The sequence below is a fragment of the Flavobacterium microcysteis genome (assembly GCF_006385255.1).
GTDB classification, from domain to species: Bacteria; Bacteroidota; Bacteroidia; order Flavobacteriales; family Flavobacteriaceae; genus Flavobacterium; species Flavobacterium microcysteis.
This window is the reverse complement of the sequence record NZ_VFJE01000056.1, coordinates 64,977-91,932: the sequence shown is the minus strand read 5'-3', so window position 1 is coordinate 91,932 and position 26,956 is coordinate 64,977. Positions and strand designations below refer to the sequence as shown.

At 37.2% G+C, this 26,956-nt stretch carries 24 protein-coding genes and 1 tRNA gene; 13 read left to right on the top strand and 12 right to left on the bottom strand.

The window, feature by feature from the left end; translation table 11 throughout:
- Positions 1 to 22 precede the first annotated feature (22 nt).
- From FJA49_RS14120 to FJA49_RS14100, 5 genes are all read left to right on the top strand, one after another.
- A complete protein-coding gene (locus FJA49_RS14120) occupies positions 23 to 988 on the top strand; it encodes a hypothetical protein (RefSeq protein WP_140001576.1) in 966 nt (321 codons plus the stop codon).
- 72 nt (positions 989 to 1,060) lie between these two features.
- Positions 1,061 to 1,666 carry a hypothetical protein gene (locus FJA49_RS14115; protein ID WP_140001575.1) on the top strand — a complete coding sequence of 202 codons (606 nt, stop codon included), beginning with the start codon at positions 1,061 to 1,063 and terminating at the stop codon, positions 1,664 to 1,666.
- 64 nt (positions 1,667 to 1,730) lie between these two features.
- Complete coding sequence (locus tag FJA49_RS14110; protein WP_140001574.1) at positions 1,731 to 2,696, top strand: hypothetical protein; 966 nt, start codon at positions 1,731 to 1,733, stop codon at positions 2,694 to 2,696.
- An 81-nt stretch (positions 2,697 to 2,777) separates the two neighbouring features.
- Entirely contained in the window at positions 2,778 to 4,784 is a 2,007-nt protein-coding gene (locus FJA49_RS14105) for a PKD domain-containing protein (protein ID WP_140001573.1), read from the top strand.
- Positions 4,784 to 7,330 (top strand): CHAT domain-containing protein, encoded by a 2,547-nt coding sequence (locus FJA49_RS14100; protein WP_140001572.1) that lies wholly within the window; start codon positions 4,784 to 4,786, stop codon positions 7,328 to 7,330. The genes FJA49_RS14105 and FJA49_RS14100 overlap by 1 nt, the downstream gene beginning before the upstream one ends.
- A gap of 31 nt (positions 7,331 to 7,361) precedes the next feature.
- Here the strand turns inward: FJA49_RS14100 and accC are convergent, their stop codons facing one another.
- The 6 genes from accC to pdxA form a co-directional block, all read right to left on the bottom strand.
- Positions 7,362 to 8,708, bottom strand: a complete 1,347-nt coding sequence (gene accC / locus FJA49_RS14095; RefSeq protein ID WP_140001571.1) for an acetyl-CoA carboxylase biotin carboxylase subunit — start codon at positions 8,706 to 8,708, stop codon at positions 7,362 to 7,364.
- Between the two features lie 102 nt (positions 8,709 to 8,810).
- On the bottom strand, positions 8,811 to 9,299 hold the full coding sequence (gene accB / locus FJA49_RS14090; protein WP_140001570.1) for an acetyl-CoA carboxylase biotin carboxyl carrier protein: 489 nt from the start codon (positions 9,297 to 9,299) through the stop codon (positions 8,811 to 8,813).
- Positions 9,300 to 9,324: 25 nt separating this feature from the next.
- Positions 9,325 to 10,323 (bottom strand): beta-ketoacyl-ACP synthase III, encoded by a 999-nt coding sequence (locus FJA49_RS14085; RefSeq protein ID WP_140001569.1) that lies wholly within the window; start codon positions 10,321 to 10,323, stop codon positions 9,325 to 9,327.
- 165 nt (positions 10,324 to 10,488) lie between these two features.
- Positions 10,489 to 10,683, bottom strand: coding sequence for a 50S ribosomal protein L32 (rpmF, locus tag FJA49_RS14080; RefSeq protein WP_082482157.1), 195 nt, complete (start codon positions 10,681 to 10,683; stop codon positions 10,489 to 10,491).
- A gap of 9 nt (positions 10,684 to 10,692) precedes the next feature.
- Positions 10,693 to 11,238 carry a YceD family protein gene (locus tag FJA49_RS14075; protein WP_140001568.1) on the bottom strand — a complete coding sequence of 182 codons (546 nt, stop codon included), beginning with the start codon at positions 11,236 to 11,238 and terminating at the stop codon, positions 10,693 to 10,695.
- 84 nt (positions 11,239 to 11,322) lie between these two features.
- Positions 11,323 to 12,372: a 4-hydroxythreonine-4-phosphate dehydrogenase PdxA gene (pdxA, locus tag FJA49_RS14070; RefSeq protein WP_140001567.1), complete on the bottom strand. Its 1,050-nt coding sequence runs from the start codon at positions 12,370 to 12,372 to the stop codon at positions 11,323 to 11,325.
- A gap of 57 nt (positions 12,373 to 12,429) precedes the next feature.
- Between pdxA and FJA49_RS14065 the strand changes: the two genes are divergently transcribed.
- Positions 12,430 to 13,017 carry a riboflavin synthase gene (locus FJA49_RS14065; protein ID WP_140001566.1) on the top strand — a complete coding sequence of 196 codons (588 nt, stop codon included), beginning with the start codon at positions 12,430 to 12,432 and terminating at the stop codon, positions 13,015 to 13,017.
- Positions 13,018 to 13,426: 409 nt separating this feature from the next.
- Here the strand turns inward: FJA49_RS14065 and aqpZ are convergent, their stop codons facing one another.
- The 3 genes from aqpZ to FJA49_RS14045 form a co-directional block, all read right to left on the bottom strand.
- Positions 13,427 to 14,125, bottom strand: a complete 699-nt coding sequence (aqpZ, locus tag FJA49_RS14055; protein WP_140001565.1) for an aquaporin Z — start codon at positions 14,123 to 14,125, stop codon at positions 13,427 to 13,429.
- 253 nt (positions 14,126 to 14,378) lie between these two features.
- Complete coding sequence (locus FJA49_RS14050) at positions 14,379 to 15,845, bottom strand: tetratricopeptide repeat protein (protein WP_140001564.1); 1,467 nt, start codon at positions 15,843 to 15,845, stop codon at positions 14,379 to 14,381.
- Positions 15,846 to 16,835: 990 nt separating this feature from the next.
- Positions 16,836 to 17,726 carry a hypothetical protein gene (locus tag FJA49_RS14045; RefSeq protein ID WP_140001563.1) on the bottom strand — a complete coding sequence of 297 codons (891 nt, stop codon included), beginning with the start codon at positions 17,724 to 17,726 and terminating at the stop codon, positions 16,836 to 16,838.
- A gap of 329 nt (positions 17,727 to 18,055) precedes the next feature.
- Here FJA49_RS14045 and FJA49_RS18460 point away from each other — a divergent pair, with 329 nt between their 5' ends.
- From FJA49_RS18460 to FJA49_RS14030, 4 genes are all read left to right on the top strand, one after another.
- Positions 18,056 to 18,229 (top strand): hypothetical protein, encoded by a 174-nt coding sequence (locus tag FJA49_RS18460; protein ID WP_158629492.1) that lies wholly within the window; start codon positions 18,056 to 18,058, stop codon positions 18,227 to 18,229.
- A 67-nt stretch (positions 18,230 to 18,296) separates the two neighbouring features.
- Positions 18,297 to 20,237 carry a tetratricopeptide repeat-containing sensor histidine kinase gene (locus FJA49_RS14040; RefSeq protein WP_140001562.1) on the top strand — a complete coding sequence of 647 codons (1,941 nt, stop codon included), beginning with the start codon at positions 18,297 to 18,299 and terminating at the stop codon, positions 20,235 to 20,237.
- Between the two features lie 17 nt (positions 20,238 to 20,254).
- Positions 20,255 to 20,923, top strand: a complete 669-nt coding sequence (locus FJA49_RS14035) for a response regulator (protein ID WP_140001561.1) — start codon at positions 20,255 to 20,257, stop codon at positions 20,921 to 20,923.
- A gap of 115 nt (positions 20,924 to 21,038) precedes the next feature.
- Positions 21,039 to 21,362 (top strand): hypothetical protein, encoded by a 324-nt coding sequence (locus tag FJA49_RS14030; protein ID WP_140001560.1) that lies wholly within the window; start codon positions 21,039 to 21,041, stop codon positions 21,360 to 21,362.
- 457 nt (positions 21,363 to 21,819) lie between these two features.
- Here FJA49_RS14030 and FJA49_RS14025 read toward each other — a convergent pair.
- Together FJA49_RS14025 and mce are read right to left on the bottom strand one after the other, a co-directional pair.
- A tRNA-Ile gene (locus FJA49_RS14025) sits at positions 21,820 to 21,893 on the bottom strand.
- Between the two features lie 131 nt (positions 21,894 to 22,024).
- On the bottom strand, positions 22,025 to 22,426 hold the full coding sequence (gene mce, locus FJA49_RS14020; RefSeq protein ID WP_140001559.1) for a methylmalonyl-CoA epimerase: 402 nt from the start codon (positions 22,424 to 22,426) through the stop codon (positions 22,025 to 22,027).
- 277 nt (positions 22,427 to 22,703) lie between these two features.
- On the opposite strand from mce, the gene rbfA reads away from it, so the two are divergent.
- From rbfA to FJA49_RS14005, 3 genes are all read left to right on the top strand, one after another.
- Positions 22,704 to 23,096: a 30S ribosome-binding factor RbfA gene (gene rbfA / locus FJA49_RS14015; protein ID WP_140001558.1), complete on the top strand. Its 393-nt coding sequence runs from the start codon at positions 22,704 to 22,706 to the stop codon at positions 23,094 to 23,096.
- A 1-nt stretch (position 23,097) separates the two neighbouring features.
- Complete coding sequence (locus FJA49_RS14010) at positions 23,098 to 24,297, top strand: ABC transporter permease (RefSeq protein ID WP_140001557.1); 1,200 nt, start codon at positions 23,098 to 23,100, stop codon at positions 24,295 to 24,297.
- 157 nt (positions 24,298 to 24,454) lie between these two features.
- The gene (locus FJA49_RS14005; RefSeq protein ID WP_140001556.1) at positions 24,455 to 25,882 is read left to right on the top strand and encodes an MATE family efflux transporter; all 1,428 of its coding nucleotides are present in this window, start codon (positions 24,455 to 24,457) and stop codon (positions 25,880 to 25,882) included.
- 70 nt (positions 25,883 to 25,952) lie between these two features.
- Here the strand turns inward: FJA49_RS14005 and dusB are convergent, their stop codons facing one another.
- Positions 25,953 to 26,945 carry a tRNA dihydrouridine synthase DusB gene (gene dusB, locus FJA49_RS14000; RefSeq protein ID WP_140001555.1) on the bottom strand — a complete coding sequence of 331 codons (993 nt, stop codon included), beginning with the start codon at positions 26,943 to 26,945 and terminating at the stop codon, positions 25,953 to 25,955.
- Positions 26,946 to 26,956 lie beyond the last annotated feature (11 nt).

Sequence of the window (26,956 nt, the reverse complement as noted above, 5' to 3'; positions counted from 1 at the left end):
CCAATTAAAAACAGTAGAAATTATGAAATCATTTTTAAAAAAAATAGGCCTCTTATCTCTCGCTTCTTTTTCATTATTGAGTTGCGATATGAATGATAACAATGACCAGTACTTAAATCCATTTCCAACAAGTGGTGAACTCAACGCTCTATTCTCAGATGCTATTGATTCCAGAACGCAGGTTTTTACAGTCGATCCAACAACCGTCAATTATATTACTACGGCACAAGGAATTGAACTCACTTTTACAAGCGGTGCGTTCCTACTCAATTCAGCACCCGTCACAGGACCTGTTACTGTAGAAGTCATAGAAATTTACAACCGAGGCGACATGTTGGTAACCAACAAACCAACAGTAGCCAAACTTCCGGGCAACAATTTCGAGATCTTGACTTCGGGCGGAGAACTTTATGTCAATGCAACACAAAATGGCCAACAATTGACAACATCCGGTTATGTGCTGCAAATCCCTGCAGCATTGACTGGAGGAATTGATACCGATATGGATGTGTTTACAGGAGATTTTTTACCTGATGGTAATTTAGTCTGGATACCGATGAGCCAATGGGATTTAGCTTTTGGAAATGGTGCCGCACCCGCCTACACTACTTTTTCATCCAATTTTGGATGGACAAACATAGATAAGTTTTACTCAAATCCCAATCCAAAAACCAACATCCATGTCATCCCGCCAACAGGATATACAAATGCCAACAGCAAAGCTTTCCTTTCAATTGACGGCGACTTGAACTCTTTGGTCAATCTATTTGGAGATCCTTCAACACAGACGTTCACGTTCAATAGCTATCCGGCTTTCCCAATTGGGCTTGAATGCCATATCATATTTATTTCTGAAGAAAACGGAATGTGGAAATATGGAATAAAACCGGTTACCATACAAGCTAACGACAGTTACACTTTTTCTGCCAGCGAACTTAATACGGCCACAGAAGCAAATCTGGTGCAGATTATCAATAACCTTCCATAAAAATTCATAAGTAGGGTAACAATTTCAAGACACGATTGATATAACTATAGTTAACATAAAAAATTAGAAATCATGAAAACAAGCATTACAAAAATCGGATTATTATTTTTAGGCTTATTTGCAACAATAAGCTGCAGCAACGACGACAATCAAAACCAGCCTGCACCTAGCAGCTGTAATACGGCTAATTCTGAATTCAACCAGCTTTATGCGGCAACCCTGGCAAGCAATTCTTCTTTTACCGATGTCACGACGATGGATTTGCAGACGCACGAATACACTTTTGAGTTGAGCACAAATAAAACAGTATGCTCCATAGGCTATCAAGGAAATGCGAATCTTTATAGCGCCGGTATTCCTTATCTGATTGAAATCGTAGACAACAGCACAAGTTTGGTTGTATTCAGCGGAAGTTACACTTTTGATTCTGCCGTGATGGATTATAAATCCATAACACCTACAAATCTTACAGCCGGAACTTCGTATACGTTGAGAAGAACTGTCACCAATTATTTAGGAAACATTGGAAATACCGTTGGAAGACTTTTGAGATTTAACGGACCTAGTCCTTATCCCGTATCAAACACACTAATGACAATTACCGCTTCCGACTTTTATGGAACAGGAGGACCTGTACCGGATTTCGGAATTCCTTACATCGATATTGTTTTCCAATAAACAGGGGTAACATTTCACAATCACAATTGATATAGATATAGTTAATCATAAAAAAACAGAAATCATGAAAACAACTTTTAAAAAAATCGGACAATTATTGCTACTAGGAGTTCTTGTAGCCAGTTGCAGTAAAAATGATGATGGTGATTCGCCAGATTACGTTCCATCTGCTTCCGCTTTCGCAGCTTTAAGAGATGATGCCTTAAACGTACAAACATTTACTTTTAATGCAGAAGATGGCGCAGCGACTTTCACTAGCGCAAAAGGTGTACAGTTTACAATAAACGGAAACTGTCTGACACAAAACGGAAATCCTATAACCGGAGAAGTGGTAATTAAATATTCTGAAGTCTTTGATCCTGGCACAATGCTTACCACAGACAAGACAACCATGGGAAGAATGTCTAACGGCAATATGGCTTTGCTTATTTCGGGAGGAGAGTTCTTTATCAATGCCACAAAAAATGGACAGCAGCTTCAACTTACCTGTCCTATGCCTTTAATAATTCCTGCTAATCTGACCGGCGGTCCGGATAATGCAATGACCTTATGGGATGGTACATTTGACGAAGATGGTAATCTTGAATGGGATGAACAAGAACGTGCTAACGGACAAAATGGTGTTTTTGTGGAAGGCCCAAACTACTACGCCTACTTTAGCAGCTTCGGTTGGACAAACGTAGACCGTTTTTATAGCGATCCAAGACCAAAAACAACAATACTAGCTGAAGCTCCTGAAGGATATGATTTTGAAAACAGCGCTATTTATCTTCACTATGATGGTGAAGGAAGTTCTTTGGCAAAACTAGACACCTACAATCCAACTACAAATCAGTTTTCGGAACATTACGGGCAAATCCCAATCGGATTGCAATGCCACATCATCTTTGTCACAGAAGATAATGGACAGTGGCGTTATGCTATCAAACCCGTAACAATTGCCGCTAACGATGTACATGTATTTACATTGGCGCAGACAACTCTGGCAACAGAAGCGCAGTTAATTGCAGCCATAAATGCGTTGCCTTAAACATAATTAATATAATTTTAACAAAAGTGATGTCAACTCATCACTTTTTTTTACATTTATAGTAACAAAACACCTTTGATTATGAAGAAATTAATCCTCATAGCCGCTTTCTTCTTGGGAATTTCTTTTTGCTTTTCGCAAACCAAACCAAAGGACACTATAACCCGTAAAGCTGTAATTGGCTTTGACCAAAAGGGGAACAAGGTTTCTTTCAAACCTGAAACTCCTCCATTAATCCAAATTGCCGGAGCACCGCCAGCAAACTACACCTATTTTTGGGAATTTGGTGACGGACATTACAGCAGGGAAAAAGAACCAAAACATACCTACAAAAAGAAAGGAAATAAAAACGTTCGGCTTGCCGTAACCAACAATTACGATAATGGTAAGCCGCCTGCTACCCGTCCAAAGACAGTAGCGATTACGGAACTTCCTGAAACAGACTATCAGGATATTGCCTCTATCGAACTACAGGATGGCTTTTTGTTGCAGAAAAACCGGGAACCTATACCCGATGAGGAAATTGTTGTGATTATGAGTTACCAAAACCTGAAAGAGTATTCCACTAACGGAAAACTCTATCTTTTTTATAACGACAGGCAATTCAAAGACGACAATTTTAGCACACCGGAAGCACGAGCCTATGAAAACGAGAAAGAAAAGCTCGAAGAAAATTTTGCCTTTGTTGATGATTATGACAATCATGAAACCTATCTGGCAAGTGCGGGAAATACTTTTTTCAGAAACTCAAAAAAGAATGAAGATCTGGAGAATCTGGAACAGACTTTGGAACAATCCAAAGCGCTTTATCGGAATTCAAAGGTTTTTGAATTTGACAGCCTTGCTCCAAAACAAACCAGAAATCTGTTTTTTACATTCAAGACTACGCCTGAAATGATTAAAGATACCAGCGCAACACTGACCATCAGAGGTATTTTTGTTCCGGATCGGAATTACAAAAACCATAAGGTCAAAAATCTTGAAATGGAAATCGTAACTTCTCATGATCCTAACAAGATGTCTTCTAATGGCTTTTTCATGAACTACAGGCTCGTCCGTTTTAAAACCCTGAATTTCAAAACACGCTTTCAGAATGATGGCGAAGGCCCTGCCCGCAAGATAAAACTCGAAACAGACATTCCTGATATTTTTGACAAATCGACTTTAAAGATTGTCGACATGTATCCAAAGTGCGAAATCTGTCCAAAAAACGAAGAAGTCAATTACAGTTGCCTCGACACGATTGTATTGAAAGATCAAATTCATTTTGTATTCAAGAACATTTACCTGCCAGGAAGCAATCAAAAAAATGTCATGGAAAAAGACAGCACTAAAGGCTTTGTAAAATACAGCCTGAAATTTGGCAAAGATTTCCACAAGGTAAAAACCAAAAGCCGTACTGCCATTATTTTTGACAAGAACGACCCTATCATTACCAATTATGCCGTTACACGCTTCAGTCCTGGAATTTCTATTGGTGTGCGAACAGGATATAATTATTTTCCCGACCAGGAAAATCCAAAAAGCTATTTCCTGGGCGCTACAATTTCGCCTTATAAATCCTATCGATGGTATTGGCAGGCTGAATTGTATTACAATTATATGGAAAGCAATTCATCCAGCCGAACTGACCCTGTTTTGAAACAAGTTTCACCACCTATAGTCTTGCCTAATGGAACCGTTTTAGATATTGCTTATGTGCAAGAAGAAAGGAGTCAGAAGATAGTCCGAAACATAGCCGAAGTCGTGCCCATATCATTACGCTACAGTTTTAATAATTATATCGGTTTTGGATTTGGCCCTCAGTTTTCTGTCGCATTGGACGAAACTTCTGAAAATAATAGGCTAACACGATACTTCCGTCCCATATTCAACGATCCAAATCCTCCAAGACAGGGCGAGGAAGTGGTTCGGGAGAGTAACACAAAGAAAACAAAAACAGAGGCATTTGAAAAAATGCAAGCCAATGTTTTTGCAGATGTCACTTTTGGATTTTCTCGTATAGGCCCAAGCCTTGGAGTACGTTATATGTGGAGTTTTGAAAATGATTTTAGCCATTGGCAATTTTATGCAATCTGGAAATTCTAATGAAAAGATTGCTGTTCTTCATATTGTTTACACAGTTGGCCTTTGCTCAAAAACAAACGCCGAAGGAAGAAGAATTGTACGCTGCTGTAGACCGTTTTATTGCCAATCCGACAATAACGGGAATCAAAAATCTTGAAATTACAGAAAGACAATTCTGGAGCGACCCAAAGCCAAAATCAAAAAACGAACTATTGGCGCTGGTGATTCTGGACTGCAACAAAGCTTTTTATCAGAAGGAATTCGGTTTCTATTTTGACGCTATTCGTTCTTATGAAACAGCATTGCTCCTATTTCAAAACCATCAGCTTGACAATTATGACAGTATTGAATATTGCCTGAAACCTTTGGGAAATCTATACACAATGACAGGCGATTATACCAGTGCTGAAAACACTATCAAGCAGTATCTTTTTCTTGCCATAAAAAACAACAATACAGAACAAAAGATTAGTGCCATTATTAACCTGGCGGCCGTTTATAAAAGTATCGGAAAAAGCCAGGAGGCGATTGACTTGTTGGAAAGTCAGCCGGTTGAAAAGCTCTCTGCTGAAAAAAAGGCTCTGCTACTTTCACTTTTAGGAGAAAACTACCTCATAGTAGGGAATTATGAAAGTTCAAAGAAAGCATTAGAAAAAGCAGAAAGCATTGCGCCAAATTTTGTCATCTATAAAAACCTTTCCATCGTTTACAGACAGAAAAAAAATTACCCAAAAGCGCAAGAATATATTCAAAAAGCAAAATCCAACCTGATAGGTGCTTCCAAACGTGATATTTCGCAAGTTTATCTTGAAGAAGCAAAGTTATTTCTGGCTCAAAACAAAACAACAGAAAGCCAGCGTGCCATTCAGGCAATTTTCAAAGAACTGATTCCCGGTTATGATTCGAAAAATCTACTGCCCAAAGAAAAAAACCTCTATCCCGAGAATCTTTTGACTGACGCATTAGAAGTACTGGCTTCGACCTATACGGCACAAAAAAACTACCAAAAAGCCATCGATTGCTATGCGCTTACTTTTGCTATTGATTCCCGATTTTCGACCGTATTTTTTTATGAAGAAACATCATTCCTTCACACTTCCAATATTAGGAACCGTGTTGAAAAAGCAATAGGAGTTTACGAGCAGCTTTTTCACAAAACGAAAGATACCGAATTTTTAAAACAAGCTTTTGAACTTCAGGAAGCCACAAAATCCAAAGCCTTAAAAAACTATATTGCACTTACACAAAAAGCAGGTAACGAAAAGCAAAAAGGAATTTTATATAAAATCCATGAACTGTCAGCCATCATAATCAAAGAGCAGGAAAAAGGCGAAAATGCAAATCTCGAAACCATCAACAGTACGCTGTCGCTTCAAAACGAAAAGATAGCTGAGCTGAAAAAAACTTTTGCAAGCAACAGCATTAGCCAATCTTCAGAATTTGACATGGACAGGCTATTTGTCAAGCTCAAAAACGATGATGCTACACTTACCGCCTATTTTTATGGAAAAGACACGGTGTATATTTTTGACGTTGCACCTGACAGAATACGACTAAAATCATTTCCGAATTCTTTAAAAAACAAAAAAACGATTACTGACTATCTGGATTATTTCACAGAAGCTTCTGCCATTACAAACAATCTTTCGGGATACCGGAAACAAAGTTTTGCTTTGTATCAATTGCTTGCCCTTGAAAAAATAAAAACCCAAAAACATCTCATAATCCCGGACGGTCTTCTCAGTTTTGTCTCTTTTGAATCTATATTGACAAAAGCTTCACAAAGCACTGACTTTTCAAAACTTCCTTACCTTATGAAAGATGAAATCATAAGCTATGACACTTCAGCCGATTTTTATCTGAATAACCAAAATATCAAGTCCAAAGAGGCGTCCATTCTAGGTGTTTTCCCTGTTTTCGAAAACAGCAACAGAAGCCTGGTTTTCACTTTAGAAGAGATGAAAGCCATCCAAAAACTTTTCCCGGGTGTTTATCTTGAAAAATCTCAGGCAACCTATGATCACTTTATAAAAGAAAGTAAAAAGCATGACATACTCCATCTTTCTACGCACGCTACATCTGGCACCGTTGAAGTTCCGGCAGCCATTTCTTTTTATGACCAGGACATCGTATACAGCAATTTGTATTCGTTGGACATTCATCCGGATTTGGTCGTATTGAGTGCGTGTGAAACCGGAATAGGGAAATTATATCGAGGAGAAGGCGCATTGAGCATTGCCCGAGGATTCCAAAATGCAGGTGCCAAAAATCTTCTGTTTTCTTTATGGAAAGTCAACGATTTTACGACTTCCCTACTGATGAAAAACTTCTATACGAATTATAAAAAGGACATGAGTTATCCGATTGCGAACCATAAGGCAAAAGTTGAATTCCTGAATGACAAAACGATTCCTAACAGTAAAAAATCGCCTTATTATTGGAGCGCTTTTGTTTTTTATGGAACCCTCTCAGAAGATACGACTTCCAATTATTGGTATCTATTTGGCGGAGCTATCATCATACTTTGCTGTTTGGTTATTCTCCAAAAGCAGAAAAATGCTAAATAAAAAATCCCAGCCTAAAAGCTGGGATTTTTTATTATTGAGGATCGTTCATTTTGAAACTTTCCATGAATTTTGTAGTGTAATCTCCTTCTACATAAGCCGGATCATCCATTAGCTGTCTGTGGAAAGGAATTGTAGTTTTTATTCCTTCGATTACGAATTCATCTAAAGCACGTTTCATTTTGCTGATTGCTTCTTCTCTTGTCTGAGCTGTAGTAATCAATTTTGCAATCATTGAATCGTAGTTTGGCGGAATTGTATATCCAGAATAAACGTGAGTATCCAAACGAACTCCGTGTCCTCCAGGTGTATGCAATGTAGTAATCTTTCCTGGTGACGGTCTGAAATCGTTATACGGATCTTCTGCGTTGATCCGGCATTCGATAGCGTGCAACTGTGGCAGGTAGTTTTTACCTGAAATTGGCACACCAGCAGCAACCAAAATCTGCTCTCGGATCAAGTCATAATCAATAACCTGCTCTGTAATTGGGTGCTCTACCTGGATACGAGTGTTCATTTCCATGAAGTAGAAATTTCTGTGTTTGTCAACCAAAAATTCTACTGTTCCAGCACCTTCATACTTAATATATTCTGCAGCTTTTACAGCAGCATCTCCCATTTTCTGACGAAGTTCGTCAGTCATGAATGGAGAAGGCGTTTCTTCTGTTAATTTCTGGTGGCGTCTTTGAACTGAGCAGTCTCTTTCAGAAAGGTGGCACGCTTTACCATAAGCATCACCAACAACCTGGATTTCAATATGGCGAGGCTCTTCAATAAGTTTCTCCATATACATCCCGTCATTTCCGAATGATGCAGCAGCTTCCTGACGAGCACCTTCCCAAGCTTTTAGAAGATCTTCTTCTTTCCAAACAGCTCTCATTCCTTTTCCTCCACCTCCGGCAGTAGCCTTAAGCATTACAGGATAGCCAAATTCTTTAGCTAATTTTTTAGTCTGCTCATAGGATTCAAGCAAACCTTCAGATCCAGGAATAGTTGGAACTCCCGCAGCTTTCATTGTTGCTTTGGCAGTAGCCTTGTCTCCCATTTTCTCAATCATTTCTGGAGAAGCACCAATAAATTTGATACCATGCTCCTGACAGATTTTTGAAAATTTTGCATTTTCAGAAAGGAAACCATATCCTGGGTGGATAGCGTCTGCATTAGTAATTTCTGCAGCAGCTATAATATTAGACATTTTCAAGTAAGATAAGTTACTTGGCGGTGGGCCTATACAAACAGCTTCATCTGCAAAACGCACGTGAAGGCTTTCTGCATCTGCTGTTGAATAAACAGCTACCGTTTTGATACCCATTTCTCTACAGGTTCTGATAACACGAAGTGCTATTTCTCCCCTGTTTGCGATTAATATTTTTTTAAACATCTTATTTAAATTAGATAATTAGACAATTTGGATAGTTAAGATAATTAGCTTACGATTTTGGTCAAATCTATAATCTAAAAAATCTGCAATCTAAAATCTAAATTATGATGGATCAACTAAGAATAATGGCTGATCAAATTCTACTGGAGATGCATCATCTACCAATACTTTTACGATTTTTCCAGAAACTTCTGATTCGATTTCGTTGAAAAGCTTCATCGCTTCGATAACGCAAACCACATCTCCTTTTGAAATTGTGCTTCCTACTTCTACGAAAGGAGCTTTATCTGGTGAAGGTTTTCTATATAGTGTTCCAATGATTGGAGACTTAACCATAACATATTTCGAAGTATCTTCATCTGTTGAAGAAGCAACCGGCGCTGCAGGAGCAGTTGGAGCTACAGGCTGTGGCATCGCTGCTTGTGGTAATGCGTGGCTGATAGGCGCCTGTTGAATGTAAGTTGTAGTTTCAGAGGTTCCTCCTTCTGTAGTTTTGATTGTGATCTTAAAATCATCCATCTCCAATTTTACTTCAGTAGCTCCTGACTTTGCTACAAACTTAATCAAGTTTTGAATTTCTCTAATATCCATGATATTTCGATTTTAGGTTTTAGTTTTATTGTTTGTCGTATGCCCATTTCATATAGATAGATCCCCAAGTGAATCCACCACCAAATGCAGCAAATATTAAATTATCTCCTTTTTTGAATTGCTTCTCGAAGTCGTTCAGAAGCAATGGCAATGTTCCGGAAGTTGTATTGCCATATTTTTGAATATTAACAAGTACTTTAGACTCATCAAGACCCATTCTGTGGGCTGTAGCGTCAATAATACGCTTGTTTGCCTGGTGAGCTACCAGCCAATTGACATCCTCTTTTGTAAGGTTGTTGCGTTCCATTATTTTTTCGCTGACATCTGCCATTCCAGAAACGGCATATTTGAAAACGGTTTTCCCATCCTGGAAAACATAATGCTGTCTGTTTTCTACAGTTTCTTTAGATGCCGGAAGTAAAGAACCTCCTGCTTCAATTTTTAAGAATTCACGGCCTATACCGTCACTTCTTAAGTATTGATCCTGAAAGCCAAGACCTTCATAATTTGGCTCGAACAATACCGCTCCTGCTCCATCACCAAAAATGATGCACGTTGCTCGGTCTGTATAGTCAATTATGGAAGACATCTTGTCTGCTCCAATCAATAAAACTTTCTTGTATCTTCCTGATTCGATATAGGCTGCAGCTGTAGACATTCCGTATAGGAAACTCGAACAAGCGGCTTGCAAGTCATATGCAAAAGCATTGACTGCACCAATTTGTGAAGCAACATAAACAGCTGTTGCGGCCACAGGCATATCAGGAGTTGTGGTTCCCAGCAATACTAAGTCAATTTCTGCCGGGTTGATATTGGATTTAGCAATTAAATCTTCTGCAGCTTTAATGGCCAAGTAAGATGTTCCTTTCGTATCATCTTTCAAAATGCGTCTTTCCTTAATTCCTGTACGAGAAGTTATCCATTCGTCATTCGTATCGACCAATGTCTCAAGTACTTTATTTGAAAGCACAAAATCAGGCACATAGGCACCAACAGCGGTAATTGCGGCTGTGATTGTATTCATATTATTTTTAATAATTTCTTCTCGAAATTACTGTTTCGAAAAGAGGTGGAAATTACAAAAAAAATCTAAAAAATACCTTCTTGCAATATGTTATTTATCAATAAATTATAAATAACAAAAAAACTCCCACAACGTGAGAGTTCGATTTTTTAATGCAAAATTGTATTAAGCAACAGCTTCTTGCTTATCAATTACTACTTGACCTCTGTAGTACATCTTACCTTCATGCCAGTAAGCTCTGTGGTATAAATGCGCCTCTCCAGTCACTGGGCATGTAGCGATTTGAGGAACAGATGCTTTATAATGTGTTCTTCTTTTATCTCTTCTTGTTTTCGAGGTCTTTCTCTTTGGATGTGCCATTTTACTATATTATTTATCCGTTAATAGTTTTTTTAATTGATCCCATCTAGGATCTGTCTCTTCTTCTTTTGCATCAGCTTTTTGTTCTTTCGCATTGACTTTCAATTCATCCAGCTTATCAAGGATATCGGTTTTTAACGTACCGTCCTTTACACCCGGATGGATTCTTTTTAGAGGAATGGAAAGCACAATCATTTCATAAATGTATTGTGAAATATCGATCTGATGCTCGCCAAAAGGCAAAATGAGCAATTCTTCATTGTCATTATTAAAAGCTTCTCCAAATTGGACAATCAATTTGATTTTTGCCTTAATCGGCAAATCAAACATCTCATTAGTCAAATCACAAGGAACATAAATCGTTCCTTTATGTTTGAACTGAAGCTCAAGCATAGTGCTTTTTTTCTCTAAAACTACATTGACTTTGATATCACAACTTTCAAACTCGTCATAACCAAAGTCTTCAAAGAACTTTTTATTTATTTGATATTCAAACTGATGTTTTCCTAACTTTAACCCTATAAAAGGAATTAAAAACTCATTGTTTACTTTCATCTTAACAACAATTTGCCCCAAACTTCGGGAGTGCAAAGATATAAAATAATTGCAAATCCAAAAGCGTTATAAACATTTTTTTGTTTATAAGTGTTTTTCTTTTATTTTTAGGGGTTTCTCCGTCATAGCTGCATATTCATTTCTTGAATGAAATATGTCGATTGCCAGATAAACCGCTTCTTTAAATGAATTAAAATCCGCAATTCCCTTACCTGCAATATCATAAGCCGTTCCATGGTCTGGCGACGTTCTGATTTTGTTTAGTCCCGCAGTATAATTGACACCTTTTCCAAACGCAAGCGTCTTGAAAGGAATCAGTCCTTGGTCATGGTAGGTTGCTATCACCGCATCAAACTTTTCATATTGTCCGCTACCAAAAAAACCATCTGCCGGGTAAGGCCCAAAAGCCAACGTTCCGCTATCAAATAGTTTTTTGATTGTTGGTCTAAGAATTTCATCGTCTTCTTTTCCAATTACTCCTCCATCTCCTGCATGCGGGTTTAATCCCAAGACTGCTATTTTAGGTTTGCTTATACCGAAATCCTGCATTAGTGATTTCTTTATCGTTTCAATTTTACTTTTAATCAGCGCTTCCGTAAGTTGAGAAGCTACTTCATTTACAGGAACATGATCTGTAATCAACCCAACACGCAAATCGTCCTGAACCATAAACATAAGAGCATCTCCTTCTAATTCCTGATTTAGATAATCTGTATGCCCTGGAAATTTAAATTCTTCAGACTGTATGTTGTATTTGTTGATTGGAGCCGTAACCAGGACATCAATCTGCCCTTCCTTTAAGGCTTTCGTAGCCGCAGTGAACGATTTTATAGCATACTTGCCTACATTTTCGTCATTTGCACCATATTCAATAGTAACGCTTTCCTTCCAAACATTCAACACATTGATTTTTCCAGGCAAAAGCTGGTCTATCTTGTCGATTCCGTGAAGTGCTATCGTAGCATCAAGATTTTTCTTAGCAAAGGACATTATCTTCACATTGGCAAAAATAACCGGCGTGCAAAGTTCAAGCATTCGAGTATCCTCGAAAGTTTTCAAGATAATCTCGCTTCCAATACCGTTCAAATCTCCTACTGAAATTCCAACTATTATATTTTCTGCTTTTTTCATAATGCTTGCTCCTTATTTATTGCTAATTTTGAAGTGCAAATTTAGTAAAATAAAACCACAATGTTTACAGGAATAATAGAAACCCTCGGCACAATCAAAGATTTGCGCAAAGAGGGAGAAAACATACACATTACAATTTCCTCATCAGTCACTAACGAGCTTAAGATTGACCAGAGCGTTTCTCATAACGGAGTGTGCCTGACTGTTGTAGGAATTTCAGACGACCAATATACAGTTACTGCCATCAAGGAATCTATCGACAAAACAAATATAGGCGATTGGAAACTCGACGACCAGGTTAATCTGGAACGCGCGATGAAACTTGGCGACAGATTGGACGGCCATATCGTACAAGGACATGTGGACCAGACCGGAACTTGCATTTCTATTGAAGAAGCAGACGGAAGCTGGTACTACACTTTCGAATATGACCCGAAATTAAGCAACATTACTATAGAAAAAGGTTCGATTACCGTAAATGGAGTGAGCCTGACTGTTGTAAATTCAAAGAAAAACACATTTAGTGTTGCCATTATCCCTTACACTCACGAGCACACCAATTTCAAAAATTTTGAAGTCGGTACAAAAATCAATCTTGAGTTTGATGTCATAGGAAAATACGTCACGCGACTTCATCAACTGGCCTAAAAAAACAAAAACTCCGACTTACATCGGAGTTTTTTTATGTGTATTTGACATCTTAAATCGTAAAAAAGCAAAAGCCAGCCCTATAATCAACAAAACAAGTATCCCATTATCGATAGGAAGACCAATTGGTGTTGGGCCTGTGGGCGGCGGTGGCGGCGGTTCGTTATCAGCGAAACAATTTGTTACAGAAAACAAAACAACCGCAATATTTATAATTGTATTTGGGACAATCTTCATAGGCTGTAAAAGTAAATAAAAAATCTTTTTGGCAAAATATTTTGACAAATAAAAATAACCTATTACACATCTGCAAAAATAGCCTTATCAAATCGGTTAAATGTTATATAATCCCGTCAAAAATTAGCAAATACACAAAAAAAGCTTTTATTTTTTCAAACTTTTACCTTCCTTATTCTGGCTGCTCTATTTCAGAGGACAAATATTCGTAAAAAATTCCTGCCAGAATAGCTCCAGCTATAGGGGCAATCCAAAACATCCACAACTGTTCCAATGCCCAACCTCCAACAAACACGGCCTGACTGGTACTTCTTGCCGGATTTACTGATGTATTGGATACTGGAATGCTCATCAAGTGAATCAAAGTAAGCCCTAAGCCTATCGAAATCCCGGCCAACCCTTTTGGCGCTGAACTATGTGTCGCTCCAAGAATAATTAAAACAAAAATAAAAGTCATGACAACTTCGGTCGTAAGCACTGAAAAAATATCATATTCGCCTGGCGAATGTTCTCCATATCCGTTTGCCGCAAAATTACCCAAATCAAAATGAGGCTGTCCGCTTGCAATGAGATAAAGTATCATGGCTCCAAAAATCCCTCCTAAAACCTGTGCAATAATATAAGGAAGTACTTCCCTTTTTTTAGTTCTTCCGGCAATCCATAATCCGATAGTTACTGCCGGATTCAAATGACATCCTGAAATATTTCCAATCGTATAGGCCATTGTAAGAACCGTAAGTCCAAACGCTAAGGAAACTCCTATATATCCGATACCTAAATCCGGAATCGATGCTGCCAGTACTGTGCTTCCACATCCTCCAAGAACCAACCAAAATGTGCCAATAAATTCTGCTATTACTTTTCTTGTCATCTGCTATTCAATTGTTGTTTTTAAGATTTGCAACAAAGAAAATACAGCCTTTATATTCCCGCAAAAAAATGGCTACTCACATCTACTCATAGCAAAATATTTTTATTAGATACTGAATACCAATAAAATAACACTAAAACAAAAAAAGAGAAATAAAAGGATGTGAGTAGGAATCAAATAGTTTACACACAAAAATGCGTAATCTCCACTTAAGAAAAGTACTACTTATTTAAAAAGATTTAACAGAAAAAGCCTATAAATTCATCATCCAGACATTGATGTCTTCGTCCGAACCAATGGAAAGTTTCTTACGCAATCTGTATTTCTTAGCTTCGACTGCCCTAATAGAAGAATTGGTGTATTGGGCAATTTCTTTTGTAGAAAAATCAAGCTTCAGGAAAGCACATAACTTTTGTTCTCCAGCGATAAGTCCTGGATTAATTTTATTTAGCTTTTTATAAAAGTCCGGATACGTTTCTTTGAATAACATTAAAAAGGACGGATCATTAGTGCTTGCCAGATGAAGTATCTTTTTGAGGTGTGCTTCATCCTTTTGTAATAAGGTAAACATCGTAATGGTATCTTCGACTTCTGCTTGCAATCGCGCATTATTAGCTTTTTCTTTCTGAAACTTTCTGTAAATATGAATTAATATCACCATTAGTAACAGGACGAATATTGCAGAAAAAACAATGGATCGGTTTGAACTTCTATCGGCATCTGAAACAAGTTCGCTGTCTTCTATTGAAGCAGTTTGCATTGGAATAGTTTCTTTTTGACTCTTTTTAACGCTATCGTTTAGCTTATTATAAAGCAAGAGATAATTCTCAGCATTTTTACTATCCCGGATTGCTTCATAAGATTTTGATATTCCCAAGTATAGCGATTTAAGAGCATAAGTCTCATTTATAGCTTTGGCGACACTAATGCCTTTTTCGAAATAACCGATAGATTGCTTGTATTTTTTTCTTAAGTAGTTAAGATTACCTAAATCACTCAACGTATTCGCCTTTACAGCCTCATGATTGACTGAATTTGCCAATTGTAACGCCCTGTCAAGATAAAATTCTGCTGAATCCAATTCCTTTGCTCTTAAAAAACTGGAACCTACATTGGAACAGGCCAAAGAAAGTGTCTTATTTCTCAACGGATTGTTGAGTACCATTTTCTCAAACTCCTGATACCCTTTTCTATAGTAAAAAGCCACTGAATCTGCTTTTCCTCCACTTTCATCCAGATTAAAAGCAATATCATTATACAGCACACCTAGCCTAGAACTTTTGACTTCTTTGTCTGTAAGAGTTTGGGCAAAACGTAGCGACTGTCGGAATTGCGCTAATCCTTTCTCATAATCGCCTGATCCAGTATAACCAATTCCTTTTAGGCGGAGTGCATCGGAAATTAATTTGGCGTCAGAAATTTCAACTGCCAGTTTTTCGGCAGCTGTAGCGTTTTTAAGTACATCTTCGTACTTCGTTAGTTCGTGCTGTTTTCTGCTTGCAATAAGCAGTCCTTGTGCCATCCCTTTTTTGTAGCCTATTTTTTTCGAGTCGTCATATGCTTTCAAACTCAATGTTACTCCATAGGGAGCATCCTTAATCTCAAGCTGTTCAGCAACCAGTAGAAGGCTATCAATCTGAGCCCGATTAAAGCTCTGGCCAAAACTTTTGCCAAACAACAGGAAAAAAATGAAAAGTAGAAGATAGTTAGTCTTTTTCATAAATATAGAAAGGCACTTATACTAAATTTTAGTTTTTAATCAATCCATATTTGAGGGCAGGCAAAATAACTAAATATTTATTATATCGTAAAAAATGCATTTTCACAACAAAACAATCAAATAATTGATAAATATTTGACCTTTAAGTAGTTTTGAAAGAAAAACTACACCATACGACAATTAAAACTACAATATATTCAAAAAAAAGAGTTTTTTTGAAATAAAAAATAATTTTAACAGCAAATATTCTTCTAAAAATAGTGAATTTAAAAAGCCTTAAGGCAGCGTAGAATTGGAAAAAGGGAAGAGATTGTAGAAATAAAAATAAGGAGGGCGACATAAAACCAAGAACATATTTTCCCCTAAAATAACACTTATGGGTCACCCTCCTCTCAAAAATTACCGCATTGACCTACCACCAATCAATGTTAAAGCTATGTCACTTTATTTGGTAATTTATTTTCGCCTTGATAAATCAAGACATTTCTTTATTCATAACAATTTTTACAAATTCTATGTTTGACCATAGAACGAAATCTTATATCAAAATTTTTTGACCAGTAAAAACTTATAGAATTTTCAGATTATTCTTGTAGCAGATTTGGGATCTTGGAGAATAGTAATGTATAAGAGTATTGCAACTCTCTTGTAAAGCGATAGGACAAATAAAAGGCGGAAATTTAAATTATAAAAAAAAATACCTACTCACATATACTCACTACTAAAAAAAATATTTAAGAAACTGTTTATCAAAATATTAAAAACAATTATTATGCAATAATGAGTAATAAAAAAACGAGAAAAGTAGGGTCATGAGTAACAAATAAGTACTTTTTTCAGCTTCTTATATTTGTTAATCACAACGATTTTAGTCAAAACGGAGAACTTCCTGCTAAAAAACGATTTCACACAACTATCTTAAGCTCTATAGCAGGTTAAAGACATCGGATAAAAATGTTCAAAGAATGCAAAATCGCTTTTATCTTCAGATTATTTTTTTTTACTGTGAACCTTCATGATATGTTTCTCTACCATGTGTTTTGTAATCGGTTTTAATGGTTTCCTCGTAATTGGGTGTACGCCATTGTACGAAAAAAATTCACATTTGCCGTTTTGTTTGATGTACCAGACCATAGGCCTGTCATTAATAAAAAAAGTAGTAGTATCACACACTTCTATCTTTCTGAAGTTTTCGAGGACATCTTTATTCAAGGCGATTATATTGTCGTAACTCTTTTCACCATACGCACGACTATCTTCACAATCTATTCTTTCATAATGATCCCCTTTCCAAATCATACATTTGTCATCAAAAACATCTTTCAAAACAAAAGCTAAAAAAAAAATTGCGGCAAAAAAAACCAATGTCAGCATTAATCTCTTTGACAAAGGCGATTTAACCACCAATTGATAATTATCCTCAACGGGTTTTGATATTGCCATTCTCTCGGCAAAATGTTTCCTGTTTGGAATATCCTTATTGACATCTTCAACTTTAGGATTTCCAATATCCAGCGAACAGTAGGTTTCAAGAAATTTAGTATAAGGCCTTTGTTTAAAATCCACTAAAACTGCAATCAGGTTCGCACTTCTATAATCTTTGAGATTAGTTCCTAATTTCAGGAAAGTACTTAAGGGTTTAAATTTTTCTGTGTCAAAGTTTTTAATCCACCTTGCGATATCATCATCAGACTTGAAAGAAAAGAAATGGCGAAAGATTGCCAAATCTGAAAATCTCATTTCATCTTCACTAATAAGCAGACATAGTCTTTTAAGATTTGCTGGTGTTGGATCTAAAAGCAAATCAGAAAATTTCCCCATTTTTTCTTCTTCATACCGGGTTATGATGGCCTTTTTATATTCATCAAAATTATTTTTCATAGTTATTAAATCAGAATTAATTGGAATCGATCGGAATTATCGGAATCATCGGAATTCCCTTGCTATCACCAGCAAAAACCACATTTACTTTGCCTCAGAAATCAGTTCTGTCCTAACATGCATTTAGGACAAATGTACAAAACTGATTTTACCTCAGTGTTGCTAAATCAGGATGGGAGGACCATTCGGGAAGTATGATCTTCACTTCTGTTTTGGCGCACTGAACTTCCCAAAAAAGAGGGCTACCACCCATTAAGAAAGACGGAATCTGCTTTTCGAATACCACTCGAAAACAATCCCCTTATGTCAAACTTTTTAATTCAATAGAGATGAAAAAATTAATCCTAGCTCTGGCTATTCTAGCCTCTAGCACTCTGTTTTTCTCCTGCACAGCAGATGATGCGACAGATGAAGCTAACACAACGAGCCTGCAAGCAGATGATAGCGGCGGTAATAATGCTATTATAATCACAAAACCACCACCACCGCCAGTGAAGCCTTAAGCTAAAAAATAGCAATAAAAAAAGTTTTTATAAAACAGTTTTAGTATTTTCGGGGAAATATTCTTCTATGAAGCATTACTCCCCGATTTTGCTTTTTTTCATCACATTGATATTCGTTTCATGTCGAGAAAACATGCCGGTAAAGAAAGAGAGTGCCGCAGCAGACAGTCTTGAGCATTATATGCAGCTTTCTTATGACAGTAAATTTTCAAGAGAAAGACAAAGAGATTTCAGTAATAAAGCGTATAGAATTGGTATTGAATCCAACAATGATTCGTTGCTCTATAAAGGTCTGTATAATAAAATAGAACAAGATCTTCAATATAATTCTGACAGCTCGAGATATTACCTCAGCAAGCTAAAAACACTGGCACTTAAAATCAAAAACGAAGCTCCTCTTGGAGGATATTATTATCTCAGTGCTTCTTATTTCTTACCTATAAATATTGATAGCAGCTTTGCTTATTATGACCGTTCTAAAACAGAATATTTAAAAGCAAATGACAGCATGCGTGCCGGATATAGCTTATTGATGATGACTGACCTGCAGCGTATCTCTTCTGATTATTATGGAGCAGAAACAACAGCCACCGCAGCATTGGCCTGTCTAAAAAACTCTGGAGAGGAATCTTATCTTGTGGCCGTTTATAATTATCTGGGCGTATCCTACAAACAGCTTTTTAATTATGAAAATGCTTTAAAGTATTACAGAAAAGCCTATGATACCGCAAAAGACTCACTTTCTAAAGATGTAGTGATGAACAACATAGCTCTTATCTATATGGATCAGAAAGAGTATGGAAAAGCTATAAAAATACTGACGAAACTGGTGGCTAAAAAAAGCTCCGATACGGATCTTGAATTCAAAGCGAAAGCCATAGACAATCTGGGATATTCTTATTTCTTGTCCGGTGACAAAAGAGGCAGCCAATATATGTTGCAGGCATTGCATTTAAAAGATTCTATCAAAGACGAATTCGGATCAATGGCAAGTTGTTTACACCTTTCTGAATATTATCTTCGTGAAAATCCACAATTGGCAAGGAAATATGCAGAAAAAGCCTACAGTTTGGCCAACAAACTAAAAAACACGGATGACAAGCTAGACGCAATCAAGTTTCTTTCAAAAACATCGGCTTCCAAGCAAGAATCTGACAAACTGTTTTCAGAATATACGACTCTCAATGACAGCATCAGGATTGTCCGCCAAAAAGCCAAAAACCAGTTTGCAAAAATCCGTTATGACTCAAAACAGGTAGAGGAAGAATCACTAAAATATCAGGCAGAAAATGCAGAAAACAAGTTAAAGGCAGAAAAAGCAAAACGCCGGAATGAACTTTTATTGCTAACGATATCTTTCCTTGTACTTGTAGGAACACTTTTCTACAGGCTATTAAAATCAAGGCATGAAAAAGAAAAATTCCAGGAAGCCTACAATACTGAAACCCGGATTGCTAAAAAAGTACATGATGAATTGGCAAATGACGTATATAATGCCATGACATTTGCCTCTACCCAGAATTTAGATAAACCAGAAAAAAAAGAAGCCCTTATTCATTCGTTAGACAGCGTCTATTTAAGAACCAGGGATATCTCAAGAGAAAACAGTCCTATCGAATTGGGTGAAAATTTCCCAAATCAGTTAAAAATAATGCTTTCAGAATACCAAAACCAGTCGCTTAACGTATTAATAAAAGATATCGATACAGTGGACTGGATAAAGGTAGATGAAAATAAAAAGCTAGTAACCTATAGGGTACTCCAAGAATTAATGGTCAACATGAAAAAACACAGCCAAGCCACATTAGCCGTGATTGATTTTTCGACTGTAGACAAGAAAATTCAGATCCAATATTCGGATAACGGAATTGGAATGCCCTTTGGAAAAACTATTTTAAAAAACGGTCTTCAAAATGTGGAAAACCGTATAAAAAGCATTCGGGGAACCCTTATTTTTGACATACAGACAAACAGAGGAGTAAAGCTTTCTTTTGGTTATCCTGTTTAAAATTTAATACACCAACCATGTTTAGAAAAATTTTAGCTGCAGAAGACATTGACAGCATCCACGCTGCTGTAATTTCCCAGCTTGACCAGCTAACTCATGCAGAAATTCATCAGGCAAAATATTGCGATGAAGCCTATTTAAAGGTAAAAAAAGCACTACTAGATGGCGAGCCTTATGATTTGCTTATCACCGACCTTTCTTTTAAGCAGGATCATCGTGATACCGTACTGGAATCTGGCGAAGACCTTATCAAAAGCGTCAAAGAAACTCAGCCAGAAATAAAGGTAATAGCCTATTCTATAGAAGACCGTTCCTATAAAATAAAGGCATTGTTTGAAGAATGTGGCATAAATGGTTATGTGTCTAAAGGTAGAGAAGGTTCAAAAGAACTTGAAAAAGCGGTAATCGCACTTGCCGGAGATACTGAAAATTATGTGCCTGCTCCGCTTTCCAATATATTCCAGGCGAATAACATTATTGAAATTGAAGAATACGACCTAAAGCTTATCAAATACCTATCTATAGGACTGACCCAAGATGAAATAGGCGCCAAGTTCAAAAAACAAGGCAATGTTCCTTCCAGCAACAGCAGCATTGAGAAGAGAATAAACAAGCTAAAGCTTTATTTTAAGGCAAAAAACACCATCCATCTTATCAGCAACGCTAAAGACTTAGGTCTTATATAATTTCCCTTATTGCCCCAAACCTATTATTTCCTAACCGACAAGTTTGTCGGTTTTTTTTATTTCCAACGCTTAAAAAAACGCTTAAAAAAACAGCTTTACGGAAAACCGTAAGGAAATGGCTCTTACCGAGAGTAAATTTGGGTATCAAAACTACCACAATCTTACTGCTATGGGATACAAAGCCTTAGTTATTTTAGAATTACCTAATGCCAGTGAGGAACAGAAAAACATTTTCCATACTGTTCTTTTGAAAGAACTATGGTTTAAAATTCAAAATCTGAATACGGCTTGGGAAATATCCTTTAATCAAAATTGGTCACGAGGTGGCGCTATTGAAGCAATAGAAAGCGATTTAAAAAAGGCACGAGAAATCAGTGGCATACAACAAATAAAGTACGCTTTACAGCTGGATATCCAACTGGTCGTTAAGAGTTGCTAACACAACTAAGTCTATGCTTTTCCCTAAAACCTTAACATAGGCCATCTATCATTTTCAGCATCACATCAAAGCCACTGCTATTCGTTTTTTGCAAAACGCCAAAGGCTCTAATAAAATGCACAAACAACAATACTGTAGAAATCACCGATATGGCAATCAAAAACAGTTTTAGGAAGCGAAAAGAAATCCTTGATTCCTCCTCGACAATTATGGATGCTGAAGTAAAAAAATCTTTCAAAATAACGGGGGGTTTTTTATGAATGATCTATTATAAAAAATGGAAATTACAAAATTTCAATCAGTTAGAAAAGAAAAATATAAAAAATAAGTAAAATCTTTCAAAAGATGTATGCGTATCTCTTTTGGAATTTAAAAAAGGAATGGCTTTTTAAGAAAATCATGATTTTACTATAGTAAAAAAGCCGCAGACAGCATTTGCTATCGGCGGCTTTTTATGTGGTCCCACCTGGGCTCGAACCAGGGACCACCTGATTATGAGTCAGGTGCTCTAACCAACTGAGCTATAGGACCAGTTAAGAGGTTGCAATATTACTACTAAATTTGATATGTTGCAAATTATTTCACAGGAAACCTGCTGTAGACCCTTAAAAAAATAACAGCATATCTATTCGCTTTCTGCCAACTCTTTCAATTTGAAACTTTTATTTTATTTCCTGACACAATTCAATTAGAACTCCGTTAGTTCCTTTTGGGTGCAAAAAGGCCACCAATTTATTATCTGCGCCTTTTTTCGGAACTTCATTCAAGACGGTAAAACCGGAAGATTGTAGCCTTTTGATTTCAGCAACTATATCTTCAACATCAAAAGCAATATGATGGATGCCTTCTCCCTTTTTTTCAAGAAATTTGGCAATAGGACTATCCGCATTTGTTGCTTCCAGCAGTTCTATCTTATTTGGCCCGTTCATAAAAAAAGAAGTCTTGACACCTTCGCTTTCTACTTCTTCCATTTTATAGGCTGGAGCACCAAAAAGTTTTTCAAAAAGAAGGTTCGATTCTTCTAAATTTTTTACTGCAATGCCAATATGTTCTATCTTTCTCATGTGTATATCGTATTAATCCTTAGTCTTATGTTATTATTCCAGCAAATATAAAAACTTTATGACTATCGGAAAGTTTGCGTCAAAAGACGCTAAAACATTTACTTTCAAAAATTTTATCATTACGAACTTTGCGACTCTGCGTCTTTGCGTGAAAATAACCGCTCGCAAAGACGCAGAGTCGCAAAGTATAAAATGTATCTTGCCTTTGCTCCGACATTCTTTATCGTTGTCATTCAGAACCTTTTTGCTACTCTAAAATTAATCGTACTTTTGCAAGATGGAAACAAACAGACAGAAAAAAATAGGAAGCGTGCTCCAAAAAGACTTGGTAGACATCCTTCAAGGCGAAGTGAGAAAAAATGGAATCCCAAATTTGGTGATTTCTGTTTCTAAAGTTAGCGTGACTACAGATTTATCAATCGCAACCGTATATCTTAGTATTTTCCCACCGGAAAAAGGGCCAGAATTATTGGCTGCGATAAAAACAAATACACCGTTAATCAAACACGATCTTTCTCAAAGAGTGCGTCTGCAATTGCGTAAAGTACCTAATCTGACATTCTTTATTGATGATTCCCTCGATTATATTGAAAAAATCGACAAGGCATTGACTGGCGAAGAAAACCCAATCGAAAACCCGGATTTATTAGAAAAAAGAAAGAAATCATAAATTGAATTTTCCTTTTTACATAGCTCGACGTTACACTGTAAGCTTCAGTAAAAGCAGCGCCATCAATATTATTACCGGCATTGCTTCGCTTGGCATTATTGTGGGTGCTGCAGCTTTGTTTGTCGTGCTTTCCGTCTTTAGCGGATTAAAGGATTTTAGCCTTTCCTTTTCAAACGATTTTGATCCGGATCTTAAAATCACCAGCACGTTAGGAAAATCATTTTTTATTTCTCCGGAACAAGCTCAGAAAATCCAAAAAATTGATGGGATTGCTGCCAAAAGCAACATTATAGAAGAGCGGGTTCTGTTTTTGTATGAGGGCAAAGAAGTCGTGACCTACCTCAAAGGAGTTGACAGCAGTTATACTGATGTAAACAAAGTCCAGAAAAAACTCTATATGGGCGAGTGGATGGAGCCAAAAACGCCACAAGTAGTGGTTGGCTACGGAATTCACCAAAAACTCTCGTTAGGTTTACTGAGCTATAGCAATCCATTGGAAGTTTATGTACCTAAACCGGGCAAAGGAGCCATAAATAATGCTGAGCAGGCATTTAATAAAACGGCCTTGCTTCCCGTAGGCGTATATGCCGTAAGTGAAGAACTGGATGAAAAATATGTTTTTGCCGACTTAAACCTGGCTCAGGAGTTATTGGAATTCAAGCCTAACCAGGTTACAGGAATTGAATTCCGGTTCAAGCCTGGAGCTGACGAATCGGCTATATCCGCAGAACTTCAAAATATCTTTAACAATAAGCTTACTATAAAAAATCGGGCACAACTGAACGATTCTTTATATAAAATGCTGAATACAGAACAGACTGCCTTATATCTTATCTTCACTCTGGTAATTGTGCTTACGCTCTTTACCTTAGCTGGAGCGATAATTATGCTGATAATCGATAAGAAAAACAACCTTACTACCTTATACAACCTGGGTGTTGAAGTTAGAAATCTCCGAAAGATTTTCTTATTCCAAGGCTCAATACTAACGGCAGCGGGAGGACTTATTGGTCTTACACTCGGAATTATCATCGTATTGTTGCAGCAAAATTATCAGTTGGTTATGGTTACGCCTACCATGCCTTATCCTGTAATTTTCAACGTGGAAAATCTTATTATTGTTTTGGCTACAATTTTCTCCCTTGGATTTATTTCTTCACTGATTGCTTCCAGCAGGGTCACAAAAAAATTGCTCGACTAAAAAAAATTTCCCCTTCTTAAAAAAATAATTATACATTTGTTATCTAAATCATTAGAACCATGTTTGTTTTTGTTTTGGCCTAAACTTCTATAGGCCCGCCTTGATTAATTATTTTTTCCGTCACATATAGTGACGCTCACCTACTTATTAAATAATCATGACACAAACAGAACAAAAACAAAGTTTTTTATCCCGTTTATTTACTACAATAAAACAATCGCTTAAAGGCGAAGCTGATTTCGATTATACTTCCGGAAGCATCCGCAAGGCAGTTATTTTACTAGCTATTCCAATGGTATTGGAAATGATGATGGAATCCGTTTTTGCGTTGGTCGACCTCTATTTTGTCGGTCACCTTGAAAACAGCAGTTATGCCATTCAAACCGTTGGACTTACTGAATCTGTACTCACAATCATCTACTCGCTGGCTATCGGATTAAGCATGGCTGCTACAGCTGTGGTTGCTCGAAGAATTGGCGAAAAAGACCCTGTAGCGGCCTCAAAAGCAGGAATGCAGGCCGTTATAATCGCTGTGGCTGTCAATACTGCCATCAGTATTCTTGGCTTATTCTATGCAACAGAAATCCTAATGTTGATGGGAGCTTCTCCCGAAGCAGCTCTTCATGGAACTAATTTCATGAGGATTATGATGGGCGGAAGCATCAGTATTGTTTTGCTATTTCTCATTAACGGAATTTTCCGCGGTGCCGGAAATGCCGCAATAGCCATGAAAAGTCTTTGGATTGCTAATATCTGCAACATTATTCTCTGCCCTATTTTAATCAAAGGCGTAGGACCAATACCAGCTTTTGGACTTACAGGAGCCGCTATCGCAACCACGGCAGGAAGAACCATAGGTGTATTGTACCAACTGTACCATTTATTTAATGGAAAAGGCATTTTAAAAATTGCTGCTTCTTATTTTCTTCCCGACTGGAAGCTGATACAGAATACTATCAAAGTAGCAGCGCCGGGAGTATTGCAATTTGTGATAGCTTCCTGTAGTTGGATCTTTTTAGCTAATCTTGTCGCTGTTACTGGTGGCGATCATGGGTCAGCTGGATATCAGACTGCATTAAGAATCATGATGTTCTTTATTTTACCGGCTTGGGGATTAAGCAATGCTGCGGCAACGTTAGTCGGTCAGAATTTAGGAGCGAAACAAATCGAAAGAGCGGAGAAATCTGTTATGCAGACAGCCAAATACAATGTAATATTTATGGCAACTATCATGGTACTTACGCTTTTGGGCGCTGAATATATTGCAGGATTTTTTACCAACGATTTGGTTGTTAAAGAAATCGCAGTAGAAGCTATCCGAATCATGAGTCTTGGTTATATTTTCTATGGTATTGGAATGGTATTGATAAACGCCTTCAATGGTGCCGGTGATACATGGACTCCAACTTGGATCAATTTCTTTGGCTTCTGGTTGTTCCAGATTCCATTGGCTTATGTTCTTGCTAAAAAACTAGGCATGGGACCTACAGGTGTTTTTATGGCCATACCTATTGCTGAAACCGCTATAACAATTGCTGGCTATATCCTTTTCAAGAGAGGAAAATGGAAACGCATTGAAGTGTAAAACTAAAATAAAAGAGCGCAGGGTTATGAATCCTGCGCTCTTTTTATTTATACAAAATGTGATTCCTTATTTACACAAAATGATAACCTCCAAAAACTTCCTGGATTTCATCCAATGTTTTAAACAGGCCTTCGGCATCATCTGTAGTGACAAGTCTTTGCTTATATTCTTTAAATCCGGGTATGCCTTTGAAATAATTAGTGTAGTGTCTTCTCATTTCTACAATACCAACACGCTCGCCTTTCCAGTCCATTGACCAAGTCAGGTGATTTCTTGCTGCTTCAACCCTATCTTCCATTGTAGGTTGCGGTAATTTTTCGCAGGTCTTAAAATAATGCTTGATTTCGTTAAAAATCCAAGGATAGCCAATGGCGGCACGACCAATCATCATACCATCTAGGCCAAATCTATTCTTATATTCTAAAGCCTTTTCCGGAGAATCGATATCACCATTTCCAAAAATAGGCATCGTAATTCTAGGATTATTTTTGATTCTTTCAATATGCGTCCAATCCGAATGTCCTTTATACATTTGGGCTCTTGTTCTGGCATGAACTGTTAGAGCTTGCACTCCAACATCTTGCAAACGCTCCGCAACTTCGTCAATATTAATGGAGTTTTCATCCCAACCCAGTCTTGTTTTTACCGTCACAGGAAGGCTGGTACTTTTAATCACGGCTTTTGTCAGACGTACCATCAAATCTACATCTTTTAGGACACCAGCTCCGGCTCCTTTGCATACCACTTTTTTGACAGGACATCCAAAATTAATATCAACCAAATCCGGATGAACCGTTTCTACGATTTTTGCAGAAAGCGCCATTGCTTCTTCATCTCCTCCAAAAATCTGAATACCAACTGGTCTTTCATAATCGAAAATATCCAGTTTTTGACGGCTTTTGATAGCGTCACGGATCAAGCCTTCTGAGGAAATAAATTCGCTATACATCAGATCGGCTCCATGCAGTTTGCACAAACGACGAAACGGAGGATCACTCACGTCTTCCATAGGTGCTAACAACAAGGGGAAATCAGGTAATTCTATTTTGCCAATCTTGACCATCTTCTTCAATT